Origin of the sequence: Rhodococcus sp. SG20037, from assembly GCF_031763325.1 — a bacterium.
Taxonomy (GTDB): Bacteria; Actinomycetota; Actinomycetes; order Mycobacteriales; family Mycobacteriaceae; genus Rhodococcus_F; species Rhodococcus_F qingshengii.
Map to the genome: position 1 here is coordinate 3,530,099 of NZ_CP134497.1, position 14,456 is coordinate 3,544,554.

General features: G+C 62.7%; 15 protein-coding genes. 5 read left to right on the top strand and 10 right to left on the bottom strand.

Annotated elements, in window-relative coordinates:
• Positions 1-10: 10 nt before the first annotated feature.
• The 8 genes from RHP72_RS16255 to RHP72_RS16290 form a co-directional block, all read right to left on the bottom strand.
• Entirely contained in the window at positions 11-1,258 is a 1,248-nt protein-coding gene (locus tag RHP72_RS16255; RefSeq protein WP_081557939.1) for a hypothetical protein, read from the bottom strand.
• A 5-nt stretch (positions 1,259-1,263) separates the two neighbouring features.
• Complete coding sequence (locus RHP72_RS16260) at positions 1,264-1,815, bottom strand: hypothetical protein (RefSeq protein WP_007728648.1); 552 nt, start codon at positions 1,813-1,815, stop codon at positions 1,264-1,266.
• Positions 1,816-1,852: 37 nt separating this feature from the next.
• Positions 1,853-2,044 carry a ferredoxin gene (locus tag RHP72_RS16265; protein WP_020907945.1) on the bottom strand — a complete coding sequence of 64 codons (192 nt, stop codon included), beginning with the start codon at positions 2,042-2,044 and terminating at the stop codon, positions 1,853-1,855.
• A gap of 2 nt (positions 2,045-2,046) precedes the next feature.
• Positions 2,047-3,441: a cytochrome P450 gene (locus RHP72_RS16270; RefSeq protein ID WP_058037532.1), complete on the bottom strand. Its 1,395-nt coding sequence runs from the start codon at positions 3,439-3,441 to the stop codon at positions 2,047-2,049.
• Complete coding sequence (locus RHP72_RS16275; protein WP_003944110.1) at positions 3,438-4,244, bottom strand: SDR family oxidoreductase; 807 nt, start codon at positions 4,242-4,244, stop codon at positions 3,438-3,440. Before RHP72_RS16275 ends, RHP72_RS16270 begins: the two co-directional genes overlap by 4 nt.
• Positions 4,244-5,449: a cytochrome P450 gene (locus RHP72_RS16280; protein WP_003944019.1), complete on the bottom strand. Its 1,206-nt coding sequence runs from the start codon at positions 5,447-5,449 to the stop codon at positions 4,244-4,246. The genes RHP72_RS16275 and RHP72_RS16280 overlap by 1 nt, the downstream gene beginning before the upstream one ends.
• The gene (locus RHP72_RS16285) at positions 5,446-6,012 is read right to left on the bottom strand and encodes a helix-turn-helix domain-containing protein (RefSeq protein ID WP_311094869.1); all 567 of its coding nucleotides are present in this window, start codon (positions 6,010-6,012) and stop codon (positions 5,446-5,448) included. The genes RHP72_RS16280 and RHP72_RS16285 overlap by 4 nt, the downstream gene beginning before the upstream one ends.
• Before the next feature lie 136 nt (positions 6,013-6,148).
• Complete coding sequence (locus tag RHP72_RS16290) at positions 6,149-7,006, bottom strand: mycofactocin-coupled SDR family oxidoreductase (RefSeq protein WP_047272231.1); 858 nt, start codon at positions 7,004-7,006, stop codon at positions 6,149-6,151.
• A gap of 217 nt (positions 7,007-7,223) precedes the next feature.
• Between RHP72_RS16290 and RHP72_RS16295 the strand changes: the two genes are divergently transcribed.
• From RHP72_RS16295 to RHP72_RS16315, 5 genes are all read left to right on the top strand, one after another.
• Positions 7,224-8,690, top strand: coding sequence for an aldehyde dehydrogenase (locus RHP72_RS16295; RefSeq protein ID WP_311093595.1), 1,467 nt, complete (start codon positions 7,224-7,226; stop codon positions 8,688-8,690).
• Positions 8,691-8,750: 60 nt separating this feature from the next.
• Positions 8,751-9,500 carry an SDR family oxidoreductase gene (locus tag RHP72_RS16300; RefSeq protein ID WP_007728639.1) on the top strand — a complete coding sequence of 250 codons (750 nt, stop codon included), beginning with the start codon at positions 8,751-8,753 and terminating at the stop codon, positions 9,498-9,500.
• On the top strand, positions 9,497-10,432 hold the full coding sequence (locus tag RHP72_RS16305) for an NAD(P)-dependent oxidoreductase (protein ID WP_007728637.1): 936 nt from the start codon (positions 9,497-9,499) through the stop codon (positions 10,430-10,432). Before RHP72_RS16300 ends, RHP72_RS16305 begins: the two co-directional genes overlap by 4 nt.
• Positions 10,429-10,890 (top strand): carboxymuconolactone decarboxylase family protein, encoded by a 462-nt coding sequence (locus RHP72_RS16310; protein WP_003944075.1) that lies wholly within the window; start codon positions 10,429-10,431, stop codon positions 10,888-10,890. Before RHP72_RS16305 ends, RHP72_RS16310 begins: the two co-directional genes overlap by 4 nt.
• An 87-nt stretch (positions 10,891-10,977) precedes the next feature.
• Complete coding sequence (locus RHP72_RS16315; protein WP_058037534.1) at positions 10,978-12,444, top strand: FAD-dependent oxidoreductase; 1,467 nt, start codon at positions 10,978-10,980, stop codon at positions 12,442-12,444.
• A 10-nt stretch (positions 12,445-12,454) separates the two neighbouring features.
• Here RHP72_RS16315 and RHP72_RS16320 read toward each other — a convergent pair whose 3' ends face one another.
• Both RHP72_RS16320 and RHP72_RS16325 read right to left on the bottom strand, forming a co-directional pair.
• Positions 12,455-13,276, bottom strand: coding sequence for a GNAT family N-acetyltransferase (locus RHP72_RS16320; RefSeq protein WP_311093597.1), 822 nt, complete (start codon positions 13,274-13,276; stop codon positions 12,455-12,457).
• A gap of 102 nt (positions 13,277-13,378) precedes the next feature.
• Positions 13,379-14,401 (bottom strand): alpha/beta hydrolase family protein, encoded by a 1,023-nt coding sequence (locus tag RHP72_RS16325; protein WP_311093598.1) that lies wholly within the window; start codon positions 14,399-14,401, stop codon positions 13,379-13,381.
• Positions 14,402-14,456 lie beyond the last annotated feature (55 nt).

A 14,456-nucleotide genomic window follows, 5' to 3' on the forward strand; every position in this document is an offset into this window, starting at 1 on the left:
GTTCGGCCGGTCAGACGACGAAGAGAGGCAAGGGGATTCCGCGATCTTCGAATACGAATGCCGCGCCGGTACTGACCTTCGTGATGGCGACTTCGACGCATTCCGGAGCGGGAGCTTCGGTGATGTCGACGGCCAGAAGAAGCCCCGCGGCATCTTCGGCCACCACTCTCACGGTGAAGTGCGGATTCACGCCGCGGACCAAAGCTTGGAGAGGATCGAGGTGCTCGCTGCCGAGCAAGGTCGGCCAACCGCCGTCGCGGTCGACAAGAGCTTCTCGCGAGATCCGCAGCTCCAGAGCACCGCCGTCCTGTCGAATCTCGCTCTCCACATACTGCTTCGGATTCAGCAAGGGATGCACGGACAGGACCAATGCCAACGATTCCAGCGTCGAAGGAAGCCCGAGCGCATCTCGAATACGCTGTGCCGCAACTCCCGCGATTCCGGTCAATTGCTTTCGCGTGATCTCGCGAGCCTTGTCTTCGTCGGCACGGCGGCGAACCGCTGCCAGAAAGCCCAACGCCAACAGATGATGCTGCACGCAGATCTCCTCTGCGATACGAACCAAGGCTGATCGCGAGAAGTCGGAAAACCTCAGGTCGGACAACAACGGACCCGAGTAGTCCGCCCTACCGTCCCCACCGTGATCGATCGGGCTCAGCTCGACCGTCACCGCGGCGGTGCTTCCGATCTGCTCGGTGTGCGCGGTCATCACGGGAGGCGTGTGCGACGGGTCGATGGACACGGTCCAGGCGCAGTGCGGATGTCGGTCGGCGGGCCTGCGCGGTGGTCGGTGAATCGGCCGGATCTGGGCGCGCGGGTTGGTCGCGATGGCCGTTGCATCGAAAGTCGGATCCTCGATGTCGTGACACATCGAGGTCACGAACTCATCGCCCAACGGCTCGACGTCCATGAGTGCTCCGCAATGGTCGAGCCAGAATTCACCGTGCAGCGGATCGTCGACCCGGTATCGGAAGTCCATGAACTGTGGAGGAGCGCCGATGTCGAGTTGTAATCCTTTGAAGATCGTCACGACGTCGTCGCCCTCGTATCCGAGAGCCTTCTGCATGCGGCGGGTGTACCAGGGGCTGGCCGACTCCCACTCCTCGACGGCCACCTGTGCCATACCCTCGCGTCCGAATTCGACGATCAGATGCGCCATGCCCGAGCGATCGATCAGCTGCCCGCACAGGAGCAACTCGGGCACCAGCACGGCAAGGTCGCGCTGCGAGAGTGCCTCGAAGGAATCGCGCACCGACATCGGACTCACCACAGCGAAACCGGCGCGGTGCCCACCGGATACCAGCCCGGTAGCGGGTCGCCCGAGATCGATCGCTGGATCCGGCCCTGCATCCCCTTCGAGAGAGCGTTGTTGCCGATCATCTCCATGAACAGTGCCGACACGTTCCCGAAGTCGAAGAAGTCACGCTGCCACGACCATTGGAAATCCCCGCCGTAGCGGAACCAACTACCACCGATACCGTAGACGGAGTAGTTGCTACCGTCCTCACGCTTGGCATCGGAAATCTGCTTCCACAAGCCGATCACGTTTCCGCTACGGTCGTCGATCACAAAGTCTTGATACGGATACTCCCAGCCTTCGAGGCCCTTCATCTCGAGACCGAGCGCGACTTCGCGAATCTCCTCGCGCCCCACCGCCATGAAATCCTGCTTGGGGCCGTAGTTCCACCCGTACGTGGCGTCCTCGGTATACATGTCCGCCAACGGTTTCCAATCGCCGGCGGCTTCGGCCTTTTTGTTCGCCTCGATCCAGCGTTGGACCATCTCGTCGAGCTCTGCGCGGTCGAAACCCGTCATCTGAACTTCCTCCCTCGAGCACATGAATTCGCTGCAATCAATCGACAATTCTCAGGGCGCCGGTCGGGCAGTACCTGACCGCCATCTCGGCTTCACCGCGGAGCGACTCGGGTGGGTCCGAGTCCAGAAGACTGACCTTCCCCCGCTTCGGGACGACAAAGATCTCCGGTGCCTCCAGCTCACACGCCGCATGGCCTTGGCACAGGTCGAGGTCGACTTCGACGTGCATGATCACCCCTCACGCCCGGGACGTGTTCGGCGCCGGTACCTCACCGCGCACGGCTGCTGCAACTGGACGACCATCTTGCTGTGGTCGTTTCGGTAGGATTCCGACGGCTGCGCCATCTCGAACTCGAAGTCCCGCAGCAGGATCGAGAAGATCGCTTTGAGCTGCATCTGGGCGAACGCAGCGCCGACGCAGCGATGCCGGCCGGCTCCGAACGGAATCCACGTCCAGCGGTTGACGATGTCCTCTTGATTCGGGTCGATGTACCTCCCGGGATCGAAGGTGTCCGGCCGGGGAAAGTCCTCGGCGATTCGATTGGAGATCGCGGGTGTCGCGGCGACAAGATGGCCCTCTCGGATCTCGAAGCCGCCCACTTCGAAATCTCCACGTGCCACCCGCAACAGGATGATCAACGGCGGATGCAGTCGAAGGGTTTCCTTGACCACAGCCTCGAGAACCGGAATCTGGCGCAGGGCATGAAAACTGATGTCGGCGCCGTCGGAGTACAGATTGTCGAGTTCGTCGACGACGTCCGTCATGGTGTCGGGATGCCGCAACATCTCGATCAGCGACCACGCTGCCGTGCCGGAAGTCGTATGGTGGCCGGCGAACATCATCGAGATGAAGATTCCGGTGATCTCGTCGGCACTGAACCGGAGGTCGCCGTTCTCGTCCTTGACCGAGACCAACACGTCCAACATGTCGCGGTCATCCTTGCCATGCGGAGGATTCGCGATGCGCCCGTTCATGATGTCCTGTACCAGAGCGACCAACGCCAACCGGGCCTCGTCGCGGCGGCGGAAACTATCGATCGGCGCGTACGGATCCACGAAAGCCAATGCATCCGTTCCCTGTTCGAGCTCGTGATACAGCTTGGCGAAGCTATCATCCAGTTCGTCGCGGAACTTCTTGCCGATCAGGCACGCCGACGAGGTATAGATGGTCAGCTCGGCGAAGAAGTCGAGCAGATCGATCTCGCCTTCGTCTCCCCACTGCGCGACCATCGCCTCGACTTCGCGGCCGATCGTGGCGGCGTGCCCGCGCATCTGTTCGCCGCGCAGAGCCGAGTTGTGCAGCATCTCTTTACGCCGCTCCGGGCTGGCGTCGAAGACGACGCCTTCACCGAATATCGGCTTCATGAAGGGGTAAGCCGCTTGTTGGTCGAGATCCTCGTCGGTGGAGCGGAAGAAGAACTCGTTTGCCTCGGCTCCGGACAGCAAGATCACTGTGCGGTCGGCAAGTTGAAAGGCGCCGACGTCACCACATTCCTCACGCACCCGGCGCATGAGCGCTATCGGGTCGGTTCGCAGTTCCTCGAGATGCCCGTGCGGGAGATCCCCGCCGGACACCCGCGGCGGCTCTGGCAGTGTTCGCGACGTCTCTTGCACTCCGTGCGTCATGTCGTCTCCTGTGAGTTCGCAGTGGGAAGTTTGTCCAGTGGCGCCTCGGGCTGAACTTCGACGAGCACGATGTGTGCTCCTCGCGGCGCCGACACAACGGCGACGATGGCATTGGCGATGTCCGAGGCGCGCAGAAAGTAACCATGGCGGGCGAACCCCCACTTGCTCCACGATTCCCCGACCGGTCCGATGATCTCCGGCGTCGTGTCCATCCCCATGCCGGTCAGTGTCGGCCCGGGTCGCACGATCGACGCGCGAATGCCTGTTCCCTCGAGCTCCATTCGCATCTGACGCCCCATTGCCTCGAGCCCGGCCTTCGCCGCGTCGTACGCACCCATGAGTGGACGCTGGCGCTCGGCACAATCCGAGCCGATCAGTACGAAGTCACCGCGCTGTCGTTGCCTCATGCCGGGGAGTACGCGATGCGCCAATCGCTGCGCACCGACGAGGTGAACTTGGATCTGCCGTAGAAACGCCTCAGGATTCATCTCGTCTGCAGCCCCGAATTCGAGGTCTCCGGCACCGGAGACGACGATTTCCGCGGGGCCGTGGACTGCCTCTGCGGCCGAGACGAACCCGTCGACCGAATCACCGTCCGTGACGTCGAGGAAGTGGGCGAACGCTTCACCACCGTTGCTGCGGATCTTCTCGGCGATGGCTTCGCATTCGGCGACTCGACGCGCACCGAGTGCAACCGGATGCCCGAGTTCGGCCAGGGCATACGCGGTGGCTGTGCCGATTCCCGACGACGCACCACTGATCAGTGCCGGCCGGCGAACAGGATTGGGTTCGAAACGAGGCATCAGCGCACCTGCACTTTCACCGGCAGGGCCGCAAAGCCCCGGACATTTGTCGAATGAACACGCTCGATTCCGGACTCGACGACTTCGTAGTCGCTGACCCGACGCCCGAACTCCGCCAGGGCGATCTTGGCTTCGAGCTTGGCAAGGTGGGCACCGAGGCAGAAGTGCACGCCACCACCGAAACTCGCGAGTTTTCCCGACGAACTCCGGCCGATCTGGAAGCTGTCGGCATCGTCGAAGACGTCGGCGTCTCGGTTGGCCGATCCGATCAGGAGCAGGACCTTCTCCCCCGCTGGAATGGTGCGCCCGTGGTATTCGAGGTCGACAACCGAAGTCCGAGCCACGATCTGACTCGACGTGTCGTAGCGAAGAGTCTCTTCCACCCATTCCGAGGCTCGTTCGGGATCGTCGAGGACCGGTGCGATCTGCTCCCGGTGGTGCGAACCCCAGTACAGAGCGTTTCCGAGAAGCTTGGTCGTGGTCTCGTTTCCGGCCACGACCATCAGAAACATGAATCCGAGGATCTCCTGGTCCGAAAGCTTGTCTCCGTCGATCTCGGCGTCGAGCAAGGCCGAGGTCAGATCGTCCGTCCGCGATCGGCGACGCTGCGCGATCATCTCCTTGTAGTAGCCCATCAAACTGATCGAAGCCTCCACCGCAGGTTGCGGCACGTCGAGAACACCCGCCTCTCGATGCACCACCAGATCCGCCTTGCGCCGCAGTTCGGCTCGGTCGGGTTCGGGGACACCCATGAGTTCGGAGATGACGTCCATCGGCAGCTTTCCCGCCACCTCCGTAATCCAGTCGAACTCCCCCGCGCCCAGCGCGGGTATCAGATGTTGCTTCGTCAGTTCGAGTATCCGGCCGTCGAGCTCCGCAACACGCCGCGGTGTGAATCCGCGAGAAACCAACTGGCGCAACCGCATATGGCGGGGATCATCCATAGCGAGAAACGACATCACATAATGCGCGTGTGGACCGTATGCAGCGGGGTCGAGTGATACTCCGTTTGCGCTCGACAGACGCTTGTTGTCCTTGAATCCGTCGACCACGTCCGCATATCGCGACAATGCCCAAAAGCCCACGTCCGGATTGTGATACAGGGGTGATTCTTCGCGCAGACGCTTGTACGTCGGATACGGATCGTCGTGAAAGTGGTAGTCGTACGGATTGAAGACCACCGGATCGATCAAAGCTTCTGTCATGATTTCTCCAGGATCAGTAGAGCTGAGGCCTCGAGGCGTCCAGCGATTTGCGCGTAGGTTCCGTAGCCGATCCCTGCCCGCAGAAGCGCCCCGGCATAAAGCATTTCGAGCGCTTCCAACACTTCGGGTTCGCCACTCGGATCCAACGCCGAGGCGAGTCGTTGATGGATCTCGAGCCCGATCCGGCCGCGAAGATGTTCCACTTCAGGGTCGGATCCGAGCAGTGCATTGGTCACGGCGGCCGATACCTCCGGTTCGTCCGCGAGAAGCAGCGCGATATTTCGAAGTACAGACAGCACGTGCGCGGTGCGATCCAACCCTGAGCCATCAGGCGCCGACGAGTTCTGAAGTCTTCGCCAGAAAACCTCTGCGACGAGATGCTCCTTGGACGCGAAATACGTGTAGGCGGTCGCAGTTCCTACGCCCGCTTCGGCCGCAACCGAACGGACAGTCAGTCCGGAAAACTCTTGTTTGCGTAGAACTTTCACTGTTGCTTCGGCAAGCCTGGCCACAGTTTCCGCCTGTTTGCCCGTGAGGCGCCTGCGAGTGGATTCGTAGACAATCGATCCCCCGCCACTTGAATCGCCCCGTTTTCTGGACACGTGTCTGGACGTTACTACAGCGTCCTGTCCAGGGCAACGAAATGGGGAAACTTGGAAAATTCACCACGAACAGGCAGCAGCGACGCGAAAAGTTCTACTACAGACCGATCTTCATCCCGGCACCAGCGTCCACGCGCAGTTGCTGGCCGGTGACGAATCGCGACTCGTCCGAGGACAGGTACACGACTGCATGCGAGATGTCCGCGGGTTCGACCCACGGGATCGGCATCGCCTGCATGAACGGGAACGTCACAGCCGCATCCTCGGCGGTCGGATTCTCGAGGTCGGGACGGAACGTCCGGTACATCGGCATGCTCTGCAACATGTCGGTGTTCACATTGGTCGGATGAATCGCGTTGACGCGAATGGAACTCGGCCCGAGGGTCAGCGCCAACGAACTGGTGTAGGCCTGAATCAGCTTCTTGGCCAGGCCGTATCCGTCGCCACCCGGACCCTGGAGCGCCTGTTGCCCGTTGAATCCGGTCTGCGGCACCAGACCGGCAACAGAGCCGATCGCGATGATCGAACCCCCTTCGCCGAGGTATTCCATCGACGCGTGCACTGTATTGACGACACCGAGAAAGTTCACATCGAAGGCGTCGACGAAACCGGCGGTCGACACGTGTTTGCCCAGCGGACAGATACCGGCGTTCGCCACGACGACATGCAATCCGCCCAACTGCCCTACCGCCTCGGCAAGTGCTGTTTCAAGTCCGGCGCGATCACGGACGTCGACACGCGCCGTCACCACCTGCTGCCCGGCCTCCTTTACCAGGCGAGCGGTTTCCTCCAGATCGGCTGGACTGGCGAGCGGGTATTCGTTGCTGGCGATGTCTGCGCACAGATCGAAGGCGATGATGTGCGCGCCCTCCTGCGCGAGACGGACGGCGTGGCTGCGCCCCTGACCTCGAGCAGCGCCGGTCACCAACACCACTTTTCCGTCAACTCTGTTCATTTCGACCTCTCTCCTGTGGATGTGAAGACGTGGTTGTGAATGTGCGGTGAACCGTAGCGGCGCCGCACCGGACACGAGGCGCTTTTCGTCGAAGCAGATCCGAGACCCTCTCGAGACCGCTGGGCTCTCGAAATCTCTTATGCCCCAAAAACCATTGCCTCAACCACAAGTGTGAACTAGAGTCCAGACACATGTCCAGAAAGAGAGGGTTTGCGCTATGACGCTTCGACCCGCAGACAGTTCTGCACTTCTCGTCGACGGAAAACTGGTTCCCGGATCCGGCGGAACCTTCGAAGTTTTCAACCCGGCGACCGAGGAACTGATCGGCCGTGCGGCCGAAGGCACCGCCGCGGACATGGACGCGGCCATCGCCGCTGCGCGCCGTGCGTTCGACGACACCGAATGGGCACGCGATCACGGGTTTCGCGCTCACTGCCTGCGCCAACTGTGCGATGCACTCCAGTCCCACATCGAGGAGTTGCGTGAGATCACCGTCGCCGAGGTCGGCGCACCGGTCATGCTGACGAGCGGTCCGCAGCTCGAAGGCCCGATCGAAGATCTTCGCTACTGGGCCGATCTGATCGAAACCTATTCGTGGGAACAAGATCTCGGGCACGCGTCTCCCATGGGGATTCCGACCCATCGCCGACTTCTCAAGGAAGCCGTCGGCGTCGTCGGCGCAATCACACCGTGGAACTTTCCGCACCAGATCAATTTCGCCAAGCTCGGTCCCGCCCTCGCAGCCGGCAACACCATCGTTCTCAAACCCGCGCCGGACACGCCCTGGTGCGCCGCGCTGGTCGCCAAGGTGATTGCAGAAGAGACCGAGATCCCGGCCGGCGTAGTCAACGTCGTGACGTCGACGGATCACTCCCTAGGCGCGCAGCTGTGCAGCGATCCGCGCGTCGATCTCGTGTCCTTCACCGGTTCCACCGCCACCGGACGCACAGTGATGGCCACGGCCGCGCAAACTCTCAAGAAGGTCTTCCTCGAACTCGGGGGTAAGTCCGCATTCATCGTCCTCGACGATGCGGACATCAAAGGTGCATGCTCGGTTGCCGCGTTCTCCGTCTGCGTTCATGCCGGTCAGGGATGCGCGCTCAGTACCAGACTTCTGGTGCCGCGCGCTCGGTACGACGATGCTCTGGCCGCGGCATCTGCCGCGATGGCGGGTATCCGAGCCGGCGACCCCAGCGCGCGCGGAACGGTGTGTGGCCCGGTCATCTCGGCGCGCCAGCGCGCCAGGGTGGAGAGCTACCTCGCCCTCGCGGTCGAAGAGGGCGGCACGATCGTGACGGGTGGGGGCCGTCCCGACGATCGCGAGAGGGGTTTCTTCGTCGAACCCACTCTCATTGCCGGGCTGGACAACTCGTCTCGCGTAGCGCAGGAGGAGATTTTCGGGCCCGTCCTCGTGATCCTTCCGTACGACAACGACGACGACGCTATCCGGATTGCCAACGATTCCCCCTACGGCCTGTCCGGGTCGGTGTGGGGCACCGATCCCGATCGCGTCGCGCACGTCGTTGCCGGTGTCAGAACCGGAACGCTGAGCGTCAACGGCGGCGTCTGGTATTCGGCCGACGCACCGTTCGGCGGCTACAAACAATCCGGGATCGGCCGCGAAATGGGCCTCGCGGGTTTCGAGGAATACCTCGAAACCAAGCTCGTCGCTTCACCTTCCTGACATTCCACACCCTCACCCCACACCCTCACCACAGAATGATCACCACGAAAGTAGGTCGACATGGGACGTTTCGACGGTCGCACCGCGATAGTCACCGGAGCAGCGCAGGGTATCGGAGAGGCGTATGCCCGCGCTCTGGCCGCGGAGGGGGCCAACGTGGTCGTGGCGGACCTCAATCGCGAACTCGGTGAAGCTGTCGCCAAGCAGATCACGGCAGACGGTGGAAGTGCCGTGTTCAAGGACGTCGACGTCGCCGACGGGGAGTCGACTGCGGCACTTGCCGACTTCACGATCGAGCAGTTCGGCAGCATCGAGCATCTGGTGAACAACGCTGCCATCTACGGCGGAATGAAGATCGATTCCCTGTTGACGGTGGACTGGGACTACTACCGAAAGTTCATGAGCGTCAACATGGACGGCGCACTGCACGTGTGCCGGGCGGTCGTACCTCATATGCGAGCGAAGGGCGGTTCAATCGTCAACCAGTCCTCCACAGCAGCCTGGCTGTACTCGAACTACTACGGACTCGCGAAAGCCGGTGTCAACAGCCTGACACAACAACTCGCGACCGAACTCGGCTGGTCGAACATCCGGATCAACGCCATCGCTCCCGGTCCCATCGACACGGAGGCGACTCGAACCGTCACCCCCGGCAACATCGTCAAGGACATGGTGAAGCGAATCCCGTTGCAGCGCATGGGAACGCCGGAGGATCTCGTCGGCATGTGCCTGTTCCTTCTCTCCGACGACGCAGGCTGGGTGACCGGGCAGATCTTCAACGTCGACGGAGGCCAGGTGTACCGGTCATGACGCAATCGGCGCCGAAAGCCAGCGCTTCGAAAACCAGACTGGGATACATCGGCCTAGGCAACATGGGCGCGCCGATGGCGCAGCGCCTCCTGGACTGGCCGGGCGGACTGGTGGTGTGTGATGCCCGCGCAGAAGCGCTCGAACCGTTCACCGCTGCGGGCGCGAGCGCAGCATCGACGCCCGCCGACGTTGCAGCGCAGGCGAGCATCATCTCCGTCACGGTGCTCGACGACGCGCAGGTACGCGAGGTTGTGTGCGGGCCGCACGGGATTCTGTCGACCGCACAGCCAGGCACTGTCGTCGCGATTCACTCCACTATCTCGGACACCACGGCGGTGGAACTCGCTGACATCTGTCAACAGCGTGGTGTTCTGCTGGTCGACGCGCCGATCAGTGGCGGTGCCGGCGGCGCAGCGCAGGGCAGGCTGGCAGTGATGATCGGCGGCTCCGACGAGGCGTTCGAAGCCGTCCGCGAGCCCTTCGGATCCTGGGCCGAGCTGGTGGTTCACGCCGGTGACGTCGGCGCTGGAACGCGAATGAAGCTCGCACGCAACCTTCTTCACTTCGTCTCGTTCACCGCCACGACCGAGGCCGCGCGACTCGCCGAAGCAGCAGGACTCGATCTCCGCACGCTCGGAAAGGTCGTCAGGCACACCGATGCGATCACTGGTGGCGCGGGCGCGATCATGCTCCGCGACACCACCGCACCGGTCTCGGAGGACGACCCGTGGTTCTCGATACTGCGGCATGTTCGCAATCTCGGGGAGAAGGACTTGGCCTTGGCCATCGACCTCGGTGATCGGCTGAATCTCGACCTGCCGCTCGCGCACCTTGCGCTCGCCGGACTCGGTGCCGGTCTGGGCGTCGGGAATGACAGCGAAGACAGGCCGGCCGAACCTTCAACGGCATCTACTACTCGGGAGCACGCATGACCGACACCACTCACATGACCGATGCCGGTGGAACCGACGAAAGCCGCATCTCCGAGGCCCGTGCTCGTGGCGTCGCGAAGATGAACGAGGTGTACGGCTGGGAGCTTCCCGCCGACGTTCCCGGCGACTTCTTCGCGGTCACCGCCGACCACCTCTTTGCCGACATCTGGACGCGACCGGGACTGTCGGTACGTGATCGACGACTACTCCTGATCGGTGCCATCACCGCCCAGGGGCAGAACGATGTGGCGAAGATCCAGATCAACGCTGCTCTCCACAACGAGGAGTTGACCGAGCAGCAGTTCGAAGAGGCCGCAATCTTCCTGTGCCACTACGTCGGCTGGCCGCTGGCCACCGGGCTCAACAATGCGCTGATCGCCGTGAAGGCCGACAGACGTAAGGCCGCGCGCGCCAAGGAGAAGGCCGCGGCCGATTCCGCGAAAACGGACACCGACTGACTTTCGGTCGAGATACTGCCATCAGGGCATCGATCACACCCACCGATTCCCCCACCAACCAACCAGAAGAACGAAGGATCCGAATCCATGGCCGAGGCCAGCTCAATCCGTCCGCAGTCCTCCGCAAACATCGAGCAGTGGCACTTCGAGGCTGACGTCGTCGTCGCCGGCTACGGCATTGCCGGAGTGAGTGCTTCGATCGAGGCCGCGCGAGCGGGCGCCGACGTGTTGGTGCTCGAGCGCACGAGCGGCTGGGGCGGCGCTGCGGCGCTGGCAGGCGGATTCATCTATCTGGGCGGCGGGACCCCGTTGCAGCAGGCACTCGGGTTCGAGGACTCCCCCGCCAACATGAAATCGTTCATGATGGCCGCACTCGGTCCCGGCGCCGACGAGGAGAAGATCACCGACTACTGCGAAGGCAGCGTCGAGCACTACAACTGGCTCGTCGACAACGGTGTGCCGTTCAAGGAGAGTTTCTACGGCCAACCCGGCTGGGAAACACCCTTCGACGACGGACTCATGTATTCCGGCGGCGAGAACTCGGCACCGTTCAACACGATCGCGACACCGGCCCCTCGCGGGCACGTTCCACAGATGAGCGGCAAGCGCACCGGGGAGAAGGGCGGTGGTTTCATGTTGATGAAGCCACTGATCGAGACGGCCGAAAGCCTCGGCGTACGAGCAGAATACGACATGCGAGTCCAGCGCCTGGTCGTCGACGGAGATCGAGTGGTCGGCATCATCGCCAAGCAGTACGGCAAGGAAGTGGCAGTTCGAGCACGCACGGGTGTCGTACTGGCGACGGGAAGCTTCGCCTACAACGAAGCGATGATCCAGTCGTACGCCCCACGGCTGATCGGGCGCCCCGGTGCGGCTATCGAAGAGCACGACGGAAAGTCCATCCAGATGGCGCAGGCTCTCGGGGCCGACCTCGCGCACATGGACGCCACCGAGGTCGCATTCTTCGGCGACCCCCAGTTGATGATCCGCGGCATTCTCGTCAACGGACGCGGCCAGCGCTACGTCAACGAGGACACGTACCCGGGAAGAATCGGCCAGGAGACGCTGCTGCGCAACGAGAATCAGGCCTACCTGATCATCGACGAAGCTTCCTACGAAGAGGGCTGCGCCGCCGACAGTTCCACACCGTTCTTCAGATTCCAGCCCAAGTGGGTGGCCGAGACCGTCGAGGAACTCGAATCCGACATGGGTCTGCCGGAAGGCACCCTCCAGTCGACCGTAGAGGTCTACAACCGCCACGCCGCCCGTGGTGAGGACCCGGTACTGGGAAAGAAGAAGGAGTGGGTCAAGCCGATCGGCTCACCCGTCGCTGCGCTCGATCTTCGCAATTTCACCGCCGGATTCACGCTCGGCGGTCTGCGCACGTCGATCAACTCGGAGGTCATGCACGTCTCCGGCGAACCGATCCCGGGTCTGTTTGCCGCTGGACGATGCACCGCCGGTGTCTGCGCTGGAGGGTATGCCTCCGGAACGTCCCTCGGAGACGGCAGCTTCTACGGGCGACGCGCCGGAATCAGCGCTGCCAAGGGCTGAGCGTCTCTTCTCAGATGTCAGCGTCCTCGCTGCGACGTTCGAGGAACAACGTGTCACGCCACCGCCCACCCAGTTGAGCGATGCGCGAGCGAGTGCCGACGACTCGGAATCCGACGGCCTGGTGCAAGGCGACGCTTGCCCGGTTCTCCGGGAAAATCGACGACTGCACTGTCCAGATCTCACTGGCGTCGGCGGCTTGCACCTGTCGGCGAAGCAGCAGCTTGCCCACGCCGCGCCCGCGAGCGCCGCTACCGATGTAGATGGAGTTCTCGGCGACCCCGCGGTAGCAGTCTCGCGAGGACACCGGGCTGAGGCTCGCCCAGCCTTCGACGCGGCCGTCGATCTCGGCCACCCATCGATGATCGGGTAACCATTGCGCGTCGAGCTTCTCGGCGGATGGCACCGAGGTGGTGAACGTCGCGGTTCCGGTGTCGATTCCTTCGCGGTAGATCGAGCGGACGGCATCCCAGTCGCCGGATTCCATGCGGCGCACCACCACGTCATCGGGAAGAACTCCCAGTGTGTCTTCGACCGGACCACGAGCAGCCACGACGGCGGCCGCTGCCATCAGATCGGAGTATGCCGTTCCGGCAACACTGACAACCGAAGTGCCTTCACGCACCGAAGCCTCGACAAAACCGACCTCGATCAAGGCCTCGAGGTGGGCACGCAACGCCGACGGCTCGAGTGATGCGGCGTGTGCAATCGTGTCGACGTCGATCGGACCGCCGGCAGCAAGTCGGAGCACTCGCAGCCGCGTCGGATCACCCAGGCACGCAAACCTGCGCGCAAGTACGTCGGTGTCGAGGGGAGCGAGTGTTTCTGAACTCATGAGGCGACTATAACGCCGCTGACCTGCAGTTCGGTCGGCTAGGTTCGGCAAGAGTGTCCCGGAGTGAGAAACAACTCAGCCACCGACCCCAGGGTTCGCCGGCTAACGCGCACCGATCGACGCGGCAATCATCGACCACGAGTTGTGAAGATCGTCCTGCCAGTAACCCCAAGAGTGAGTGCCAGTTGCCCGGAAATCATAGGTGGCCGGGATGCCCAAGGAGTCGAGCCGCTCGGCCAAACGCTGGGTGCACTGGTTCGTCCCAGCCTCGATGACTCCACCCACGATCACCTGGTTCGCCAGAACGCCGAGGTCGCCGTCGACCATCGGTCCGCCCAGATTCTCGTGTGGGCCGGGCAGGCCCGATCCATTGCTGATGTAGAGGTCGACCCCCCGCAATCTCTCGGCGTTGACCACAGGATCGTTGGCTACCCAGCCCGGACCGCCGGGAGGACCCCACATGTTGTCCACGTTGCCGCCGCGGAATCCGACCACGAATCTCACGTAGTCCTGACCGGGTTGAGTACTCGTCTCGGCACACCCGCTGAAAGCACCGACGGCACGGTAAACGGATGGCGCCGCCTCGGCCAGGCTCAGAACCGAGGTACCTGCCATCGACAATCCGGCAACGGCATTCGTACCCGTAGTCCCGAGCGTGGCATCGACGATCGGTGGCAACTCCTGGGTGAGAAATGTGGTCCACTTGTTCAGTCCGAGAACAGGATCGGGCTTCTCCCAGTCGGTGTAGTAGCTGTAGGCACCGCCGATCGGGTTGACGACGTTGACGTTCTTGTCGCCGAAGAAGTCGACGACGTCTGTCCGTGTCTGCCACGTCGCCGTGTCCTCGCCTCCGCCGGCGCCATTGAGTAGATAGAGGGTCGGCCGGGGCGCACTTGTGTCTGCCGGCCGAATCACCTCGAGCGGAATCACCTTGTCCATCGCAGCCGAGTAGACGTACATAGTCAGCTGACGGGCGTTGATCTCCTCGACGTGATCGAGAGCTGAACCGCCTGAAGGGGATGTCGGGGCCGGGTCAGCCGAGGCCAACGCTGATTCGCCGAACAGTCCCGTCCACGCGACGAGGGCGACGACAAGCATTGCCCGAGTACGTCCGATTCTTCTCATTGCCGCTCCTCGTGCTCGATTGCGGTGCCCGGCAACAGCTCGGTGGCGCTCGCTT